The following is an 18,206-nucleotide window of genomic DNA, read 5'->3' on the forward strand; positions in this document are numbered from 1 at the left end:
TTATTTTGATATATAGAAAGCAAAGCGAACCTAGCTGGATTGCTGTGCGAGCCACTCCTGCTCGTCTCCGGGCTCCGGCATAACTGCCCCGCCCTCAATCACCCAACTGGCGGGAACATCAATAAGATCCACCTCACAACGAGCTGATGAACAACCCAAAAGCTGAGAGGCCATTTTGATAAAGCTATTAGCTAGAGCTGACTTGATTTTATCGCTACGGCCTGAGCGAATGGAACCCAGAATATGAAGACTACTCTTTGAACGCAAATGAATGCCTCGACTAAAGACAACCTGTACAAATTGCGCGGGCGCGCCGGTTATTGTGCAGTGAGCTTCAGTGACCCCGGAGACAAGAGCTTGCTGCTCGGAGCCGGATAGTGGGCGCTGGGTGGAAATCGTGTAAAGCGGCATTTGCGGCCTCTTATAGATTGATATGAGTGTTGAAGTGCCCCATGGTGCTTTTGGATCTCACTAAACGCACCAGTGTTTTGGCTATGTAGGCAATTTGCCGCAGCGGCGGCATACGCTTGCGATTTGCACTTAGAAATTCTCTGCTGAGAGACTGGTCAGGTGCAGTAATAACGACCTCGTTTTTATTGATCCCAGTGGTGACACACCACTGCTCCAGCAGTTCGTATAAAAACGGGTGCCGCAGCTTGTTTGATGTCCCATCAGGCACGGGAGCCATCAGGGTAGCCACCGAAGATTTCTCTCCGTTCATAAAGGCCTGATCTGGCGGAACCTCCATCCACACCAGCCTGGGAGTGACGGACTGGTCCAGGTGACCCCGGTAAGCCCGCCGTATCACCTGCTCCAACGCAGCCTTGTTGAAACTTGCTTGCGAGCCCTCGACCAGGGCGCATAACACGATAGGTTTAAAATGCATTTCACCTCCAAATAAGTTTCATTTTGGAACTAATTTAATACCATTAAGTTCCAAAATACAACTAAAATTGACAGACTATCGGCCGATCTCTCAATAACCTATGGCAATATGACGGCCCGAAGCGGCTTCCAGGAAGTTTTGTTTTGGAACTGGCTTGTGAGACCATGGCGCCTTGAGCAACCCTGGGACTGCTATGAGCGAGAGTAAACCCGCTGTTCAATGTGGGATCGAAGAGGCACTTTCTGTAATCGGCGACCGCTGGAGCCTGCTTGTTGTCCGCGATGTACTGAGAGGCGTTAATCGGTTCGACTCACTTCAGGACAGCTTGCAGATATCCCGAAATATCCTCACACAAAGACTCTCCAACCTGGAAGAAGCCGGCATTCTGGTTAAGGCGCCCATTAAGCCCGGAGCACGGCGTATGCTGTACAGCCCTACCCCAAAATGTCTCGCGCTCGTTCCCGTTTTGGTCTCTCTGATTGACTGGAGCGCACACTGGTCTGAGAAAGCCAATGTGCGCTGGTCCCGTGTGATTGATAAAAGAACCGGGGAGCCTGTTCAGATAGATTTGGTGAGTAAAGATGGTAAGCCGGTATCCCTGCTGGATCTGGATTTGAAATACTAAAGGGCAACGGGTTAAGGCCCACCGAGGGGCCTGCTCTCTCCACATTCACCTATCTCGCTACCCTCCCCTTCCTCGTTCCCTCCCCTCGCTCACGGCCTATAGCTAGACTAGGTTTATCGATCGGTAACTAATCCTAACCACCCGATGCAACTTTATTGTGATCATTGCGGCCAACTCTGGAATATCGAGGATTCAGCGCTTATTTCAATACAGGAAATCCTCCGCGCTTTTCCCGATAGCAGAATTAGCGCGAAGCTAATCAAAACTTTAAAACCAACCATTGGCCTCCCCATGATGGCGGTGAAGCAATTCGCAGGCCACAAGACCTTAAAGAGCGGCCACTGTTTCTTTTGCAATACTCAGCTGGACAATATTCCAATTCTCTTCAAAAACTGCGGCAGCTGCGGAGCGCTAAATCTCGATATTCCGAAGCAGGGCCAGCGAGCCCCTTATTAAAAATACACCTTCTTAAACATGTACTAATGGCAGTGCCTCCCAGCGTGTGGTGTAGGCGGGTGAGCGATAGGCTTGGCGCATCTTCCAGTGCTTATGCACCCCCTCAGCCCCTAGAAAAAGAGTGCCGCGGCCAAAGCGCTGGTTGACTCTATCGAGGGCCTGCATCATCTCCGCGGCACGGGCCGGCTGGCCGGCGGTAAACATATCCCCCTGCCCCAGGGAGCTGGGCACCAGCTCCACCAGGCCCACACCGGCTTTCATAAAACGATGACCAGGGCGGTAAAGCTCGGTTATAGCCCCCTTGGCCAGGCTCGCAATCAAGCGGGTGTCATCGGTGGCATAGGGGCACTGTACCAGCGTACTGCGACTGTAATAGTGAGGCTCGTGGGGCGAGGTGTGCAGAAAGACATGTATCGAAGCCACCAGGCACTCCTGGCCGCGCAGCTTTTCTGCCGCCCGGCTGGCATAGAGACTAACTGCCTGCAGAATGGGCTGTAGTTCGCTCAATTTCTCGCCAAAAGAGCGCGTGCAATAAATCTGTTTTTTTGCCGGCGGCTGCTCCTCCAGACTCAGGCATGACACCCCATTTAATTCCTCAATGGTTCGTTCAATATTGATATTGGTGTGTCGGCGCAAGATTTTAGGATTGGCCTGGGCCAGGTCATAGGCGGTCTCTATACCCAAGCGCCCCAATCGCTTGGCAAGACGCCTGCCGACTCCCCAGACCTTATCGACCGCCATGCGTTTCTGCAGCCATTGCCATTTCTGTGGAGTATCCAGGGCACAAACCCCGTTGCACTTGGCAATTTTTTTCGCTGCCCGATTGGCGAGCTTGGCCAGGGTCTTACTCGGAGCAATCCCCACACTCACCGGCATACGCACATCGCGCCATAGGGTTGTGCGAATCCGCTGGCCGTAATCCAACCACTCCTCCTGTAAACCATACAGATTCAGAAACATCTCATCGATACTGTACACCTCCACCTCTGGGCTAAAGCCCTTCAGGGTCTCCATAACCCGGTGGGAAATATCGCCGTACAGTGGATAGTTGCTGGAGAAAATGGCCACATTGTGCCGCCGCAACAGATGTTCAATCTTGAAGAAGGGCTGCAAATCCCCAATTCCCAGTGCCTTGGCCTCTTTTGAGCGCGCCACCACAAAACCATCATTATTAGAGAGCACCACCACCGGCCTCCCCCTTAAGTCGGGCCGGAATATCTGATCACAGCTGGCGTAGCAGCTGTTGCAATCCACCAGTGCCAGCATTCAGAGAGGGCGGTGATAGCGAATGGAGGCTTTAACCACCCCTTCAACAATCAATTCCTGCCCTTCCCAAACCGGTATCGGCGGGTAACGATCGTTGGCCGACAGCAACCGCCCATGATGTCGATCCAGTACTTTGCAGGTGAGTTGACCATCCAAAGCCACCACCACCACATCGCCGTGTACTGGCGTTAGTGAACGGTCAACAACCAAAAGGTCGCGGTCGAAGATCCCCAAGCCCTGCATGGAATCGCCATTGGCACGAGCCATAAACGTGGCAGCCGGATGAGTGATCAAATGCTGATCGAGGCTGAGGCTTTTCTCTTTGTGGTCATCCGCCGGGGATGGAAAGCCCGCGGCCACACCGTGACTGTAGAGAGTCGCTAGTTTCATAGGATTTCACTCGATGCTGTATATACATACAGTTTAGGGGGAGTTCGCCAATTCCGGCAAGAACGATGACTGACCAACGAGCCGCCAGCCGTGCTCGCTACAGGTCCATAGCAAGGCCACAAAAGCACAGCACACACTAAAACCGGCACCCTGTAGCAGGGACCCACAAGGTGTAAATACCAGCTACGGGCTATTCGAGTATGTTGTGAACCCAGTGCCCTCTTGGGTAAAGCCAGCAACAGGCCACAACCTCCCTCCAAGTGGCCGCTTGGCAGCATAGCTGCCTGGGATTATGATCCGCGCAACAGGCGGGTAATGATCGATGACAAGGCCCGCCCTAAAAAAGCAACAGCCCCCACCCGAGTGAACACAGTACGGAGACGAGACAAAAAATGAATTTGGCTATAGCGGCACTGATCGTGGCCTCCTATTTTATCTGCATGAGGCTTAGCTCCTCCGCTATCAACCGGTTCGGGCAGGCCAGGGCGGTGAAGCCCTATCGCCTCAAATATATCTCCAAAACCATCAGTATTGCCGTCTTGGTATTCCATCTGGTACTGCTGATCAGTGCCCTGGGGTTTGAATACACCCAGGTTTCCATTTTTCTCTCCTCCGTGTTCGCAGTAATTGGCGTAGCACTTTTTGCTCAGTGGTCGATACTGAGTAATATTACCGCCAGCCTGATTATTTTCTTTGGCTTTCCCTACCGGGTTGGCGACCAGATTCGGGTGATAGACAAAGACGACGATATCTCCGGCACTATTGAGGAGATCACACTGTTCCATGTTCTCATCAGGCGCGGCGAAGAATTAATTACTTACCCAAACACTTTAATTCTGCAAAAAGGCGTAATCAAAAACCCCAGCAAGCAGCAGACTGAAGCACCTGCAAAGCTGCCGGAAGCCGGCCAGACTGAAGCGTAATAGCTCTCTACTTTCCCGCCCTCAATTCAGGGCGGGAAACCTGAAAGCGACAAGTCCTCTCTGGAACTTTTGTACCAACGCGCCCTTCTCTCCCATACAGAAAACCATGCCATCTGGCTGGCTACACCTAAATAACAAAAAACAGGCCCACAAAATCTCTACAAAAGGCACAAAAAAAGTTCTTACCACTTCCCATCTCCAGCGAAGTAATTTGCTTCAACCGTCTCAATAGTTAAAAATGCGCAAGATTCAATGAAATTGGCTTTAAGGGACTGCATGACCGATACCCTCAAAGATATACTCCACTTCGTACAGGAAATGGGCCTGAAAAATGGCTTGTTTGTCATTTTTTTCATCTTTGCACACTATTTATTGTTCTGGATGTACAGTGGGCGATTGAAAGATCGTCAAGTTGAAATTGATCGACTAGCGGCAGATAATAAGGAGTATCGGGATAGGTTCCTCAAGCTGATGGATAATGCCTTTTCCTATTCTCCGCCCACCAGAAAAGTGGCCCCAAAAAAGCCAGTTAATGAAAAGGAGTTTGAGTAGTGCTCTCCATATTGCTCGCGATCGCTCTTCTCTTCATTGCAATTCAGTTATACCGGCTTCATGAGATAAGAAAGCACGACCAACACCTGTTCGAGTTTTGTCAGCTGCGGAGAGATACGATCGCGTATCTCTCTAATTCCTATGAGAATCTCTCCAGAACAGATTATATTGCCCTCAGGAAGATCAATGATGCGCTGAGCAGCATCATAGCCGGCTACAAAGAACACAGAACCGTTGTCTTTAACTACCGCCTGTTTATCGAGTACCTGGATGAACTCAAAGCCTTTGAGAAAAAAGCCGAGAAAATATCCACCGGCAACAAAGATATTCAAGACCTGCTCAAAAGAATCCACTGCTCCATTTTCAAAGCCTTCCTGGCATTTACTCCCCACCTGAAATCAGAACTTGCATTTTCCCTCATGATGAAACTGATTTCCCTTGGCGTTAAGGCGGGGGTTAAATCTCTAAAAGACTACTTATTACGCCTCAAAGAGGCAAAGGTTATGGTGAATACCTTCAAAGGGTCTTCTACCCCCTGTTAGCCCCTAGTAGCAGATTTGGGGGCCTATGCCCCCGCCATCGCGTCCACTCCCCGCACTCAAACCCAACAGTCCCTCCTGAGGCGATATCCAGCAATTTTGGTCAAGTGCCAGACACACACAAGTCCTAGAATACTTTCATAAGAAGAGGTGACAGCTATGGCAGAGTATAGGAATAGGTTTGTGCAGGTACTGCACTATATTGAGGAAAACCTAGACTCCGAACTCGATATCGACAAACTCTGCCAATACAGCAACTTGTCTAAATATCATTTTCACCGGCAATGCTCCGCCTTTTTTGGGATGCCGGTAATAGCCCTAATCAGGCGATTGAGATTAAAAAGGGCGGCTTATCAACTCACCTATAGAGACAAAAAGGTGGTGGATATCGCCCTGGAGAGTGGCTACGACAGCCACGAGGCCTTTGCACGAGCCTTTAAGAAACTCTTTGGCAAGAGCCCCTCAGAATTTCACCGCGCCCCAGACTGGGAAGTTTGGCATAAGCGCTATGAACCAATTACAGTACTTAGGAGTCACTTTATGGGAAATACAGCGAAATACGAAGTAACCATTGTTGAATTCCCCGAGACTCAACTCGCCGCCATGGAACATAGAGGCCCAGCCCACCACCTGGGTGCTACTATCAAACAGTTTATCCAATGGCGGAAGGCTCAAGGGCTTTCACCACGTAATAGCAGAACTTTCAACCTGGTTTATGATGACCCAGTAACCACGCCCCCTGACCAATACAGATTTGATGTCTGCTGTACCGTGCAATACCCCATTGATGCCAGTGAAAGGAATATAGTCAACAAAGTAATTCCGGCAGGGAAATGCGCAGTCATAAGGCACTTAGGCAGTGACGATACCATTGGAGCGGCTGTTCAGCACCTATACTTTCATTGGTTGGATCATTCAGATTTTGGAATTCGTGATTTCCCGATCTTTTTTGAGCGGATAAATTTTTTTCCCGAAGTACCTGAGAGTAAAATCATTACAGATATATTTCTTCCCATAGAAGAAAATATCTAACAGTAAGGGTTGAGAAAATACAATAAATATGCAGCTAAGAAGCGCCCCATAAATCACTCAAAATAATAAAACTAATCCTACCACCTGCACTCTCTATGATATGGATTAAAGAGCACAGGTCGCCCCATGAAAATCAGCCACATATCGACCATTCTGGTCGTTGTTATCATTGCTTTTGTGGGGCTATTGTATATCTACAATTATCGTCTGACCCAGAGCATTAAATTTAACGCTTACCCGGTTACAGACGAGTTTATTAATAGCAATGACTCTCTCAAAGACAAAGATACTATTAAAATTCTGATTATAGACGGAGGGGGTATACGTGGATTAATACCACTCTATGTTATCCAATTTATAGAACAACAGACTGGCAAGCCTATTGATGAACTCTTTGATGTTTTTAGCGGAGTATCAACTGGCGCCATCATTGCCACAGGGCTCAATGTCACCCAGATACCAAATCAAGAAGGTATCCCAGAAAAAATAGACTCAAGAACTAAAACTGAGAAAGTAATCGATATTTATAAAAATGAAAGCAGATACCTATTTTCATCACCCTGGTATCACAAATTAATGAGTGGGAATGGTTTTTTCTCGCCTCGCTTTAGCGGAGAGCGCCTACGCAACACCATCGAGAAACACTATACCGATGAAATAAATTTTACTGATCTAAAAAATTACATCATTATACCTTCTTTCAATATACATACAGGCCAGTTACACCTATTCAAAAACCGTGGCGAAACGGTTAACAAACTGCCAACGGACACACTGTATCAACTGGTCACCGCCGCAGCTAGCGCAGAGACCCTATACCCTCCTGTCGATTTTATAACTACTGGGCGGGATATTCGTCACCGCTATTACGCTGATGCCGCTATATACGCAAACAACCCCACCAGTATTATATTACGCGATATCATTAAAGAATTTCCGGGGAAAAACTACTATGTGTTGATTCTCGGATCCGGCACATCACCATTGGCCACAATGGAGACCAATTACAGGAACCTAAAAAGTTGGGGGAAAATTAACTGGCTTCAAGATCTTATATCCGGTGTGCAAAGGTCCATGGATGACCAACAACTATATACTCTGGAGATTGCAAGCTCTCTAAGTCCTAAAGGAAGAATCAGTTATAACTATTTAAACGTGGAAATTATCGACCCATATGTCGATCCATTTGACTACAAATCAATCGATAAACTAAAAATTCTCGCCGATAGACTGATCAGCGAAAACCAAGTAGAGATTGATCAGGTAATCAGTAACCTCAAGCAGAATGGGTAATTATTACTCTAAAACACCTTCCACACAGGTATAGTTTGCTTTTCATCACGGTAAACATTACTGTTTCCCGGTGAGACATTCACAGGTGCGGCAATCAGTATGGCAACTGGAAAATTGACGCTGGTAACATGCATACTCCTAGTGTTTTTAGGAGCCTCCTCACTCTCCTTGGCGAGGAGCCTCAATGAGCAGGAGGCCCGCAAAAGATGCCTGAGAACCTGCAAGCATGTTTACTATCGGTGCCTTAAAAATAACCGGGAGATTCCAGCCGACTGTGTTAGCGATAAGAGATTCTGTGATTTTATTTGCTATGACGATGATCTCTATTATCGCGAGCGGGACTACCTAAAGCGACTCCATAGGCGCAACCGCTGGTATTAATAGTTGATTCTGGGGCAGACCTCAAGACATAGAGATAAGAGGGATTAAATAGAGAAATTAAAGAACCAACATTCTCAAACCCCTGATGCCTTACACTGCCCTTGCACACCCAGGCAATAAACCACTTTAAAATTGCAATATTCCAATCAGTTCTCCTGAAGCATTTTTAGAGTTCAACTTTTGGACAGAGCGCACAAAGTAACCAGAGTGGCTTTCTAACACATTAAGCCTTATAGTATCTCCCGCCTCAACCGAGTCAAAAAAACGTTGATTTACACATGTAGAGTAAGGCTGACCATAATCAATACTATAGCAAGTATGTCCCAAGCGACCTTTCCTCACCTCTTTACGGGTAACAACCTGCTCAAAGCTAGCCTCTTCGCCAAACGTATTTGTATAGTATGCGGGGATAGCATAATACACCGCTCCCCAAGTCAGCCCATAAGAAATTAAATACCACAGAACCCAGTAAATACCCCGAATAACAATATTCGAGTGGATTATCTTGTTTGAGGGGTGCTTATCCAGGAGAGCAGGTAGAACCCAAATCGCAGCCAAAAGCCCAACAATTACACCACCATAGCCTGGATTCTCATAGAACTGGTATCTACCAAAGCTGGCAGAACCCATCAATAAAAGCACTATCGTCATGGATACCAGGGTATAAACTTTTTCTTTGCCACTGGCCCCCTCACGAAAAACAAAACTCACAAGCTAAACCTTATCAAGAAGCAATAAAAAGTATAATCGGCAATCAAGACTACCTGTCCAACCCAACAAGCTGGCCGTAAGGAAAGCAATTTTTACAGCGCTATTAGTGCAGATATAAGAGAAAAATACAACTCTATTTTTAACAGCGGAACGGTAGGAAAATATAAAGCCGGGAAGCTAATAATTAAACATCAGCCTCCCTAAAAACGCTCTAAGCATCCAGAAAGCTATTAATGGCTGTAATACCTTTATAAGCCATAACCCCCGCCTGGCGTATAATCGTCTCTTTGTACTTGCTGAAGGTGGCACTTTCAGCCAAGCGATGATCTATACAGCTCATCATATTAATAACCTTAGCAGTGTGGCTCTTGTAGATCAGGGGACCCTGAACCACAGAATAACCGAAACTTTTCAGTCCGATTAGCTCTCTACCGGTTACCCTAAAAATACGATCCAGAGGGTCACCACTCTTAAAGTCTTTATTAGCGATAGTCGAGGAAGTCGGCCGGGAAACCAGCTCCACCTCAGCTTTGGCGTGTACGGCTCCCAATATCCATGCGTCATTCAAAATAATTGACCAGGTTTTTGTTCTCAACACCGAGCCGTTATCTCTTGAATTGGTTGGCCCAAAAACCTTTAATGCCTCATGCAAATCTTCAATACTACCAGCGACGATCTTTCCATCCTTAGTGGTGGCAGCATTATTGTAAACCTGCCAGCAAGCTTCGATATGTTGCGCGGTACGATCCGCCGGATTTAAAAGCCCCTCGATCTCTTTTTTGAAATCACTTTCGATATACATATATAGTCCTTTAAATCTATAAGGGAAAAATTCCAGATAGTGCGGCCACCTTATATATTAAATGCCGAGGCCAATAGTTTCCCGCCCCACAAGAGCCCATTCCTTTCATATGGGTTCTGCCACAAGAACCTGAACACCAGTACCAAATAATATTGCCCTGACCAATCACCAAGCCAGTAACTTTTGTGAAGAGCTAGGTATAGCCACAACATGTCAGAATTGACAAATGTAACCTTTTTCGAGGTTACTTGCTTGCCTTTGAATGTCAACATCCTTAATGATTTTTATTAGGGCAACTAGAAGAGGCTCACACTTTTTTCTATTGAACCCCTTCTCCCCCTAAAGCCTGCCATGTGGATTTTGATAAAATTTATGATCAGGCAAATCTCAGAAGCACAAACCAAAATCCTCAAGTACCATTTGTCTATGCAACACAAATAGCACAAGGATACCAAGTGGAAAATTGCTAACGAATATAGCCCCGCATCACTAATGACATTGGATCATAAAGTGGGCCCAGCCCCCAAAAAATTTATCGGCTGACATACAGGGAATATAAACTGAAAATGTAAAAGAAGCCCAGAAAAGCTGGGGACCAAAAATCTGAACCCTGGCAGGAATTAACAATGCACCCCATACTTCGCACTCCACTAAGTATGCTTTTCATAGCCAGCTATAATCGTTGTACTAAGAACCGACAACTCAAAATACTTTTTCTTTACAGCCGTATATTTAGGACTGGAGAAAAAGTCATTCATTATCTGCTCAGATGGAAACCTGATTGTAAACACACGATTTATTTTAAAATTACTCTCAGATTTCAACACCTCTGACACCCTAAAATCATAGCCAAACGAACCACCATAAGACGCCAATATAGGCCTCATAGCGTCACGATATACTTGGTAGACATCATCATTACTGACATCCAAACCTACTAGCATCTCATACATTTCAGCACTCCAAATCCAACCTTCGATTACTCTCTGGGTGATACATTTCTGCCTAGGAACTTGGCTAATGGATAACTAGTCTCTCCCCTAAACCAAAATCATAAACGTTTCGCTTTACACCAAGCATAATAGGATTTCGCATTGCGTCCCAAATACATACTGCTGCACCAACAAGCCAGAAAGCCCCCAGGAATTAATAAGAGGGTGGTATTCCCTTCCTGAGAACCCAGATATAGTAAAAACACTATACTAGCCAGCACAGAGAGAAGTGATACAGCTCTATACAAAGGATTATCAAAAGCCAGTAATAAAGCGGCCGCTAAATAACTAGCAGGTATGCCAATGAGCACCCAATGCTCCCACGAGGCCGCATAAAAATACACCATAGCGCTCCCGAGTACGGCAAGTAAGAACTGCAAAAACTCCCAAGCTACTAAATATTTCGGCTTCCGTATCAGCTCACCGGGTATATTTTTAATCCAGGGATACTGATCCTCTCCACGATTAAAATTTCGAAATCGGATTTTCATCAGTGTTGTGTATCAAAAATGCCAGTGGCTGGTTATACATAACATTCTTACAATAGTATCCAAATAGCGAGTTACAAATATGCCGCGCAATAAACTCAACTCAGAAACTCATCCTTTTACCTCCTATAGCCTCCTGCCAACCCTAAGCGCTACTTCTATTCTTCTGCAGATATAGAAGCTTCTATCCAATCCATAAAATAAGAAATACGAGCATTGTTTTACCCACCGTATAATCCCTCCATGATAGCTGAGCAAATCCCTTCCACTGGTATCCCAGCCACCAAACATCAATTCTTGTTTTTCATTGATATGAACCAAGCCCACACCCTCTCCATTGCCCGTCACCCCCACAAGTGGAGCCATGATTTTGTGGGATCAAAAGTGTAGGAGATACAACATCTGTCAACACTGGAAAGCTCTATGTAAAGAAATGCGATGTGAGCTATTAGGTTTCGCCTCTCTTTACCATTGTCGGTAACTCTCTTCCCGGCCAACTGGATATCCCTACCTACCCATCTCATCCCTGCCATGAGGGAGAGGTATCCGCTTCACAGTTTAATTAGCGACTCCCTGCACTACTCTAAAAGATGCTTTTACACCTAAAAAAAGGTTAGACTAAGCTTAAAAGGTATAAATGCACCTATTAATGACATGTTATCCAATCTTGCTATAATAGACAAAAAATCACCTATTAAAGTAGATTTTCACTTATAAAAGATTGAAAAACAGCTATTATGAACTTACATGGACAATCCGATAAGCAGATACTTGCGACACTGGGCGACCGGCTTAGAGAGTATCGCTTGCGCATGAATCTCACCCAGGATGATATGGCTGAACGCGCCGGCTTATCCACCTCCACCATCAAAGGTTTAGAGGCTGGTCGCGGCAGGCTAGACAGCCTGGTCGCCGCACTGAGAGTCCTACGCCGGTTGGATGCACTGGAAGCTTTTCTCCCGGCTCCAACAGTCAGCCCTATGCAACTTGCTCTTCACGGCAAACAACGAAAAAGAGCCAGAGCCTCTAACGCTGAGAAAGCACTTAAAGAGACCTCTGCAGAAAGCCCCCCCAAGACACGCACAAGCAAAAATAAAAAGAGAGGTAAACCAGAATGGTAAGCCAAACAAATACAGCAGTGGTGCAATTATGGGGAGAGATAGTTGGAGCCGTCCACTGGGATAGTACTGGGTATGGAGCCTTTGAGTACGCACCGGAATTTCTGCAGAGTGGATTGGATATTGCTCCAATTACCATGCCTATCGAAGCTTCAAAGGAGCCCTATACGTTCCGCACTCTCAGCCGGGACACCTTTAAGGGCTTACCGGGGCTCCTTGCAGACTGCCTGCCGGACAAATTCGGTAATGCCGTTATTGATGCCTGGCTCGCCCGGCAGGGGAGAACTCCGGAAAGCTTTAACCCTATTGAACGACTTTGCTATACCGGTACCCGTGGAATGGGCGCACTGGAATTTCAGCCTGCAGTAGATGGTAGTTTTAGGGATTCCGTCGATCTCAATATTGAAGAGCTGGTAAAACTAGCAGCAACAATCACTCATAAGCAGACGGACCTTAACGCCCAACTTGGCAACAGCGATGCGGAGAAATCCGGTGCACTGCTGGACATATTAAGAGTGGGCACTAGCGCTGGGGGCGCCAGAGCAAAAGCAGTTATTGCCATCAATAACAAAGGAGATATACGTTCAGGCCAAGTTCCCGCATCCCGTGATTACGATTATTGGCTACTAAAATTCGATGGTGCCGGAGACCTTGAGCTCGGTACAACCGATGGGTATGGACGCATTGAATATGCTTATCATCTGATGGCCATCGAAGCCGGTATTAACATGGCAGACTGCCAGCTCTTGCAAGAAAATGGCAGAGCGCACTTTATGACGCGGCGCTTCGATCGGGTGAATGGCAAGAAACTACATATGCAGTCTCTCTGCGGCATCGCGCACCTGGATTTCAACATGGCTGGTGCCCATTCATACGAACAAGCCTTTAGCGTTATGCGTGAACTTTACCTGCCCAAGAATGAGGCGATTCAGCAATATCGCCGAATGGTATTCAATGTTTTAGCCAGAAACCAGGATGATCATACAAAGAATATCGCGTTCCTGATGAACCCCGAAGGCGAATGGTCTCTATCGCCGGCATTCGATGTAACCTATGCCCACAATCCGGGCGGCGCCTGGACCAGCCAGCATCAGATGAGTATCAACGGCAAACGCGACCACTTCCAACTTGAGGATTTGCTTGCCGTGGGAAGAGCAATCAGTATTAAACGGCCCATGGATATTATTGAAGAGGTAGCAGCAGCCGTGAAGCAGTGGCAGGGCTTTGCTGAACGCGCTGGGGTTTCTGAAAGCTGGACAGTCGAAATCAGTCAAAACCTTCGACAACTCTGCTGATAGATAAGCAAAATAGTAAAGCCTGCAAGGAGCGCGGCCCTACAGAGGAGAAGCACAACTGTAGAAACCCTGTAACCCCTCTGCTTCTGTAGATACTCTTATCTGAGCTTCCCAGCTGCCATCTTAATTTGGATAGAGGCCCCGCAGCATTTGCCTAGGGGCCAAACATCTAGAGCCTTTTTGGCGCTAAGTTATTTCTTCACCTCAACTAGCAAACGGCTTGCTCGCGGCGCAACTCACTGCCCGCCGACTCTTTAGAGCCTCGCCGCAGATCAACCATGCGCGCGATAAACCAAATAAACGCTTCCACTTGGCCATTTAACACACAGCCTCCTTCGCAGATGCTCTTAAGCAGACTTTGTACATCGGAGGAGTGCAAGGCGGAAACAGCCCCGCTGCTTTTAAGAAGTATTGAACACGTGGGCAGACCGGAAATTTCATGATCGCTCAAAGTGATATTGCCGTCGTAATACAAAATCCTTACTGGCTCTGACTGGTCAGAAACACGAATGGATAAAGACAAGTTTGGCGTTGGACCAGAGCGCTTTGCCAGTGATCGTTTAAGATAGCTGGAAAAACTATGAGCCCAATATTCTACTTCGGACTGTGCAGAGTTTGAATCCATCGATTGCTCTTTACTAGCCACCAATGAGCTATCAACTTCCCGCTCCGCCTCAATCAAAGCTTCAACAGTTTTATCGACATCCTCTTTCGTGTGGGCTGCCGAGCAAATCAGTCGGAGTCGGCCACGCCCACTCTCCACTATGGGATAGGTAACCGCTGATGTCTGAACACCACGTTTATATAATTCCTGTACTATCGCAAACAGCTTGTCTTTGCTACTAAAGTGCGGCGTGACAATAGGCCCATCCCCTGTTCCCAAATCATAGCCAGCTTGTTCGAAGCGCTGCCGCATATAGCGTGTCGTATCCCAGAGCCGCTCCCGTAAACCATCATCAGTACTGAGCCTGCGCAAAGCAGTCAATGCCGCGGCAATATCTGCAGGACTGATCGAAGCCTGGAAAATGTAAGCTCTGGATGATGATCTCAAAAGATCTACATATTCTTCCTTCGCCGCAATAACGCCACCGAGGCTACCAAGTGCCTTACTAAGCGTTGTCATAATAAAGTCTACTTGATCGGTAACTCCCTGAGCGGCACAAATGCCCGCGCCACCTTCACCATAAAAACCGAAAGAATGTGCCTCATCTACCAAGACAAGCGCGTCATATTTCTTGGCCGCGCGGACAATTTTGGCTACCGGTGCGGCGCCCTCTCCCATGCTGTATACGCCCTCCAGAACAACCAGGACCGTTCGGTATGGGGATACTTCCGACTCAAGCACAGACTCCAGGTCGGCCACATCATTATGTTTGAAGGTCCTTATCGTGGCACCACAAAGACGAGCACCATCCACAATAGATGCATGACAAAGCTGGTCGATAACCACTACATCGTCTTTACCAAGAAGCCCTGCAACCACTCCAACATTAGCGGTATAACCTGTTGGGAACAGGCAAGCGCTCGGCTTTCCGACCAGCTGTGCAAACTCGGTCTCGAACTCCAGGTGAAGATCTGTAAGGCCTGATGCTGCCGCAGAGGTCCCCATACCAGTACCAAATTTTGCTACTGCGGAAGCGGCCTCCTGCATAACTTTCTTATCTCGATTCAGGCCAAGATATAGATTGGTGGTCCAGATTATTGCTTCCTGTTCTTCATCGTTGTAAACATCACTCACCGTGCCATGAGTGGCGCTACCTGTGCGCAGGACTTTGCTGTAGGGATTTCTGCGCTGGTCGTTCACCATATACATGACTTCCTGCACCAGCTTACTCTTATCCAGTGCAGACCAGGACGACGCTTTTGCAGCCTGGAATGTAGGATGGCTGGACTGGATATGCGATTGGAAGCTGGCAAGTGAATCCGATGCAGTGCGGTTCACTTTTTCGTCCGAACCCTTGGCTTCGCCATCACTCAAAATACCGAGGATGTAGTTCGCTAGGGCATTAGGAGTGGCGTAATTAATAATCGCCTGGGAAGCAACCGAGCGACCCAAGTTGTTGCTCAAACGTCTAGCCAATTCCAGAGTTGTGAGGGAATCGAGGCCAAGACCAGAGAAGGACTGTTCTGGAGAAACTTCTTTAGGATCAGGAAAATTCAGGAGAACGGCCACCTCTCTTTGAATAATCGATAATAAGATGGTTTGCTGCTCTGAGCTGGAACCAATCAGACGCTGCATCAAGTCACTGGAATTACTCACTGTATCAACACTTGATTCCAAACCAGCATAGCCCTCCTCTAGCTCCATAAGCTTTTTGCGATCGAGCTTATCGTTGGGGAGCATAGGTAATACCTCTAGGTGCCTCACAATTTGCGGGACCATATATTTTGGAAGTCGCTGTGCCAGGAACTCTTTAACGCCTGTATCTGTTACCGTTTTATCCTGGTTAACAATATAGACCGCGAGCATTTTCTGGCCAATACCACCATCTACAGCGGCCGCTGCAGCAGCATCAATACCCGGCATAGTCTCAAGCGTCGACTCTATCTCCCCAAGCTCAATGCGGAACCCCCTGACCTTAACCTGCTGGTCGATTCGGCCAAGAAATTCGATCTCTCCATTTTCCGCCCACTGACACAGGTCCCCAGTTTTATATAAGCGGCTATCTTGGATAAGGTCACTAGATTCTATTTCGATGAAACGTTCTATAGTGAGGGCTTCGTCATATAAATAACCTCTTGCCAGCTTACCTCCTGCAAGATACAACTCACCGGCTTCTCCTGAAGAAACGGGTTGCATGGACTCATTTAAAATATAGGCACTGGAGCCTGGTACTGATTTTCCAATTGTGATCGACTTAGTGCCAGGCTTAATTTCGGCAATGGTCGAGTACACGGTATCTTCGGTAGGACCATAGGCGTTAAACAACCGCAGCCCTGGCCTCAAGGTATAAACTTGATCAACCAGAGACCGCTTTAATGCCTCCCCACCAAATACAAGACACTGAAGTCCAGCTGGCAACTTCTCGGAAGCTAATAATGTCTGCATTGCAGAGGCGACAGATACGCAAGTTCTGACTTGATCTGCTGCCGGGTGGTTTGGTAACTCCAGAATATTCTTACCCAGTATTACTGTGCCCCCAAGTGACAAGGTACCGAAAATTTCCATTACAGAAGTATCGAAACAGATTGAGGCCCCTGCAAAGACCCCCCGGAGTTCTTCCTCACTGAACAATTCATCCATAGAGTGGCACATGGCCACAATACACCGATGCTCAACCGCAACACCTTTTGGCTTGCCGGTAGAACCAGAGGTATAGATCACATAGGCCAGGTCACTGGCTGATGGTCCCGCAGAATCAGCTGAAAATTCTTTGTCTTGATCACTCACTCTGTTGAGCCAGATTAATTCGCCCGCTTCGCGACATAGGTCCGCAGAGCTATCACTATCCACGATAGCTGCCACAGCACCTGAATGTTCCAGCATGTAACCCACACGATCTTGAGGGTAAGCTGGGTCCAAAGGTACATAGGCACACCCTGCTCGCATTACGCCAATTAAAGTTGCCACAAGCTCCCAGGAGCGCTTCATACATACCCCCACCAAGGCGCCGGGTTGAATATCCCGGCGCTCAAGCTCCGCCGCAATCGCGCCGGCCCGCTGCAGCAGGCACTCGTAGCTCACTCTGACCTCCCCATCAATAATCGCTATGCGATGAGGAGCTGCTTTCATTTGCTGTGCAATCAAGTGGCAGATTGAAATATTGAACTGGGATCTTATTTTGGAGTTTTTAACTGGACTACTCACAGAATCTTACCTTTTATCTTTATTAAAGATCTGGAAATTAACTTTCAATGCAAATTAATGTATTTCAAACTTGGTCAAGTTTCTTACTTTTTAGAGCTCCCCTAAATTTAAAACCAAACACACAAGTACAAATATTTATTTGACCCTTACAAAAAGTGTAACACTCAAACTGATACTAAATTCTCTATTTAGAGAAGTTTTTAGCTTACACCAAAGCTTCATCTTTTAAATAAGTACCTCCAAGAACTCTAAACCAACAAACAAACGCTACGCAGACAAAAGCTCTAGCAAGTAAATTATCGAGTTATCTTTCAGGGAAAAACTTGATAAACAAGCACCTAAAACCCTTCCCTCGCAACCCTGCAGCTCAACCTTAATATAACCATCTTATATTTATTTTTTATTGCCAAAGAAATCTATACGACTGCACCCACAGTTAAAAATTCACAAAAAAATGATTCCCTCTCATTGAGTATCCAAATAAATGGTACATGCATGCCTACCTGCATTTCGAAAATGTTCACAGAGAGGGATAACAACCATAAAAAAGGCACCTTAAGTGCCATCAAGATTAAGCGGCTTATTTACAACTTACTAAGAACAGATAAAGAAAATAAAGTCAGACCCTGCATATCGAAAAGTTTGAGAA

The 18,206-nt window shown here is 46.9% G+C and carries 16 protein-coding genes; 8 read left to right on the forward strand and 8 right to left on the reverse strand.

The annotated features are described in order from the left end of the window. Window positions 1-30 precede the first annotated feature (30 nt). Window positions 31-411, reverse strand: coding sequence for a tautomerase family protein (locus ACJJJA_RS15435; RefSeq protein ID WP_444886631.1), 381 nt, complete (start codon window positions 409-411; stop codon window positions 31-33). A 10-nt stretch (window positions 412-421) separates the two neighbouring features. Continuing rightward, a complete protein-coding gene (locus ACJJJA_RS15440) occupies window positions 422-886 on the reverse strand; it encodes a hypothetical protein (protein ID WP_444902670.1) in 465 nt (154 codons plus the stop codon). 193 nt (window positions 887-1,079) lie between these two features. Between ACJJJA_RS15440 and ACJJJA_RS15445 the strand changes: the two genes are divergently transcribed. After that, entirely contained in the window at window positions 1,080-1,511 is a 432-nt protein-coding gene (locus ACJJJA_RS15445; protein ID WP_444886633.1) for a winged helix-turn-helix transcriptional regulator, read from the forward strand. A 468-nt stretch (window positions 1,512-1,979) separates the two neighbouring features. On the opposite strand, the gene ACJJJA_RS15450 is transcribed toward ACJJJA_RS15445, so the two are convergent. Beyond that, window positions 1,980-3,233, reverse strand: a complete 1,254-nt coding sequence (locus ACJJJA_RS15450) for a Y-family DNA polymerase (RefSeq protein WP_444902671.1) — start codon at window positions 3,231-3,233, stop codon at window positions 1,980-1,982. Further along, complete coding sequence (locus ACJJJA_RS15455) at window positions 3,234-3,623, reverse strand: LexA family protein (RefSeq protein WP_252082261.1); 390 nt, start codon at window positions 3,621-3,623, stop codon at window positions 3,234-3,236. It lies immediately after the preceding gene. A 392-nt stretch (window positions 3,624-4,015) separates the two neighbouring features. Here ACJJJA_RS15455 and ACJJJA_RS15460 point away from each other — a divergent pair, with 392 nt between their 5' ends. The 5 genes from ACJJJA_RS15460 to ACJJJA_RS15480 all read left to right on the forward strand — a co-directional run bounded on the left by ACJJJA_RS15460 (window position 4,016) and on the right by ACJJJA_RS15480 (window position 7,962). Next, window positions 4,016-4,546 (forward strand): mechanosensitive ion channel family protein, encoded by a 531-nt coding sequence (locus ACJJJA_RS15460; RefSeq protein WP_444902672.1) that lies wholly within the window; start codon window positions 4,016-4,018, stop codon window positions 4,544-4,546. 276 nt (window positions 4,547-4,822) lie between these two features. After that, window positions 4,823-5,098, forward strand: a complete 276-nt coding sequence (locus ACJJJA_RS15465) for a hypothetical protein (RefSeq protein ID WP_252082264.1) — start codon at window positions 4,823-4,825, stop codon at window positions 5,096-5,098. Next, window positions 5,098-5,640, forward strand: a complete 543-nt coding sequence (locus ACJJJA_RS15470) for a hypothetical protein (RefSeq protein WP_444900346.1) — start codon at window positions 5,098-5,100, stop codon at window positions 5,638-5,640. The genes ACJJJA_RS15465 and ACJJJA_RS15470 overlap by 1 nt, the downstream gene beginning before the upstream one ends. Window positions 5,641-5,796: 156 nt before the next feature. Continuing rightward, window positions 5,797-6,669, forward strand: a complete 873-nt coding sequence (locus ACJJJA_RS15475) for an AraC family transcriptional regulator (RefSeq protein ID WP_444902673.1) — start codon at window positions 5,797-5,799, stop codon at window positions 6,667-6,669. Between the two features lie 126 nt (window positions 6,670-6,795). After that, window positions 6,796-7,962 (forward strand): patatin-like phospholipase family protein, encoded by a 1,167-nt coding sequence (locus ACJJJA_RS15480; protein WP_444886637.1) that lies wholly within the window; start codon window positions 6,796-6,798, stop codon window positions 7,960-7,962. 507 nt (window positions 7,963-8,469) lie between these two features. Here the strand turns inward: ACJJJA_RS15480 and ACJJJA_RS15485 are convergent. From ACJJJA_RS15485 to ACJJJA_RS15495, 3 genes are all read right to left on the reverse strand, one after another. Then, window positions 8,470-9,054, reverse strand: a complete 585-nt coding sequence (locus ACJJJA_RS15485; RefSeq protein ID WP_444902674.1) for a hypothetical protein — start codon at window positions 9,052-9,054, stop codon at window positions 8,470-8,472. Between the two features lie 211 nt (window positions 9,055-9,265). Next, window positions 9,266-9,856, reverse strand: coding sequence for a hypothetical protein (locus ACJJJA_RS15490; protein WP_444900343.1), 591 nt, complete (start codon window positions 9,854-9,856; stop codon window positions 9,266-9,268). 650 nt (window positions 9,857-10,506) lie between these two features. After that, window positions 10,507-10,809 (reverse strand): DUF1330 domain-containing protein, encoded by a 303-nt coding sequence (locus tag ACJJJA_RS15495; RefSeq protein ID WP_444902675.1) that lies wholly within the window; start codon window positions 10,807-10,809, stop codon window positions 10,507-10,509. A gap of 1,264 nt (window positions 10,810-12,073) precedes the next feature. Between ACJJJA_RS15495 and ACJJJA_RS15500 the strand changes: the two genes are divergently transcribed. Together ACJJJA_RS15500 and ACJJJA_RS15505 are read left to right on the forward strand one after the other, a co-directional pair. Then, window positions 12,074-12,457, forward strand: coding sequence for a helix-turn-helix transcriptional regulator (locus ACJJJA_RS15500; RefSeq protein ID WP_444902676.1), 384 nt, complete (start codon window positions 12,074-12,076; stop codon window positions 12,455-12,457). After that, window positions 12,451-13,749 carry a type II toxin-antitoxin system HipA family toxin gene (locus ACJJJA_RS15505; protein WP_444900340.1) on the forward strand — a complete coding sequence of 433 codons (1,299 nt, stop codon included), beginning with the start codon at window positions 12,451-12,453 and terminating at the stop codon, window positions 13,747-13,749. The genes ACJJJA_RS15500 and ACJJJA_RS15505 overlap by 7 nt, the downstream gene beginning before the upstream one ends. 208 nt (window positions 13,750-13,957) lie before the next feature. Here the strand turns inward: ACJJJA_RS15505 and ACJJJA_RS15510 are convergent, their stop codons facing one another. After that, on the reverse strand, window positions 13,958-17,482 hold the full coding sequence (locus ACJJJA_RS15510; RefSeq protein ID WP_444902677.1) for an amino acid adenylation domain-containing protein: 3,525 nt from the start codon (window positions 17,480-17,482) through the stop codon (window positions 13,958-13,960). Between the last annotated feature and the right edge of the window lie 724 nt (window positions 17,483-18,206).

Source organism: Microbulbifer mixtoriginis (SeqCode), from assembly GCF_052466865.1.

Coding starts and splice junctions, on each gene's coding strand:
- ACJJJA_RS15435 (WP_444886631.1), bottom strand. CDS start 411: ATGCCGCTTTACACGATTTCCACCCAGCGCCCACTATCCGGCTCCGAG.
- ACJJJA_RS15440 (WP_444902670.1), bottom strand. CDS start 886: ATGCATTTTAAACCTATCGTGTTATGCGCCCTGGTCGAGGGCTCGCAA.
- ACJJJA_RS15445 (WP_444886633.1), top strand. CDS start 1,080: ATGAGCGAGAGTAAACCCGCTGTTCAATGTGGGATCGAAGAGGCACTT.
- ACJJJA_RS15450 (WP_444902671.1), bottom strand. CDS start 3,233: ATGCTGGCACTGGTGGATTGCAACAGCTGCTACGCCAGCTGTGATCAG.
- ACJJJA_RS15455 (WP_252082261.1), bottom strand. CDS start 3,623: ATGAAACTAGCGACTCTCTACAGTCACGGTGTGGCCGCGGGCTTTCCA.
- ACJJJA_RS15460 (WP_444902672.1), top strand. CDS start 4,016: ATGAATTTGGCTATAGCGGCACTGATCGTGGCCTCCTATTTTATCTGC.
- ACJJJA_RS15465 (WP_252082264.1), top strand. CDS start 4,823: ATGACCGATACCCTCAAAGATATACTCCACTTCGTACAGGAAATGGGC.
- ACJJJA_RS15475 (WP_444902673.1), top strand. CDS start 5,797: ATGGCAGAGTATAGGAATAGGTTTGTGCAGGTACTGCACTATATTGAG.
- ACJJJA_RS15480 (WP_444886637.1), top strand. CDS start 6,796: ATGAAAATCAGCCACATATCGACCATTCTGGTCGTTGTTATCATTGCT.
- ACJJJA_RS15490 (WP_444900343.1), bottom strand. CDS start 9,856: ATGTATATCGAAAGTGATTTCAAAAAAGAGATCGAGGGGCTTTTAAAT.
- ACJJJA_RS15495 (WP_444902675.1), bottom strand. CDS start 10,809: ATGTATGAGATGCTAGTAGGTTTGGATGTCAGTAATGATGATGTCTAC.
- ACJJJA_RS15500 (WP_444902676.1), top strand. CDS start 12,074: ATGAACTTACATGGACAATCCGATAAGCAGATACTTGCGACACTGGGC.
- ACJJJA_RS15505 (WP_444900340.1), top strand. CDS start 12,451: ATGGTAAGCCAAACAAATACAGCAGTGGTGCAATTATGGGGAGAGATA.
- ACJJJA_RS15510 (WP_444902677.1), bottom strand. CDS start 17,482: ATGAAAGCAGCTCCTCATCGCATAGCGATTATTGATGGGGAGGTCAGA.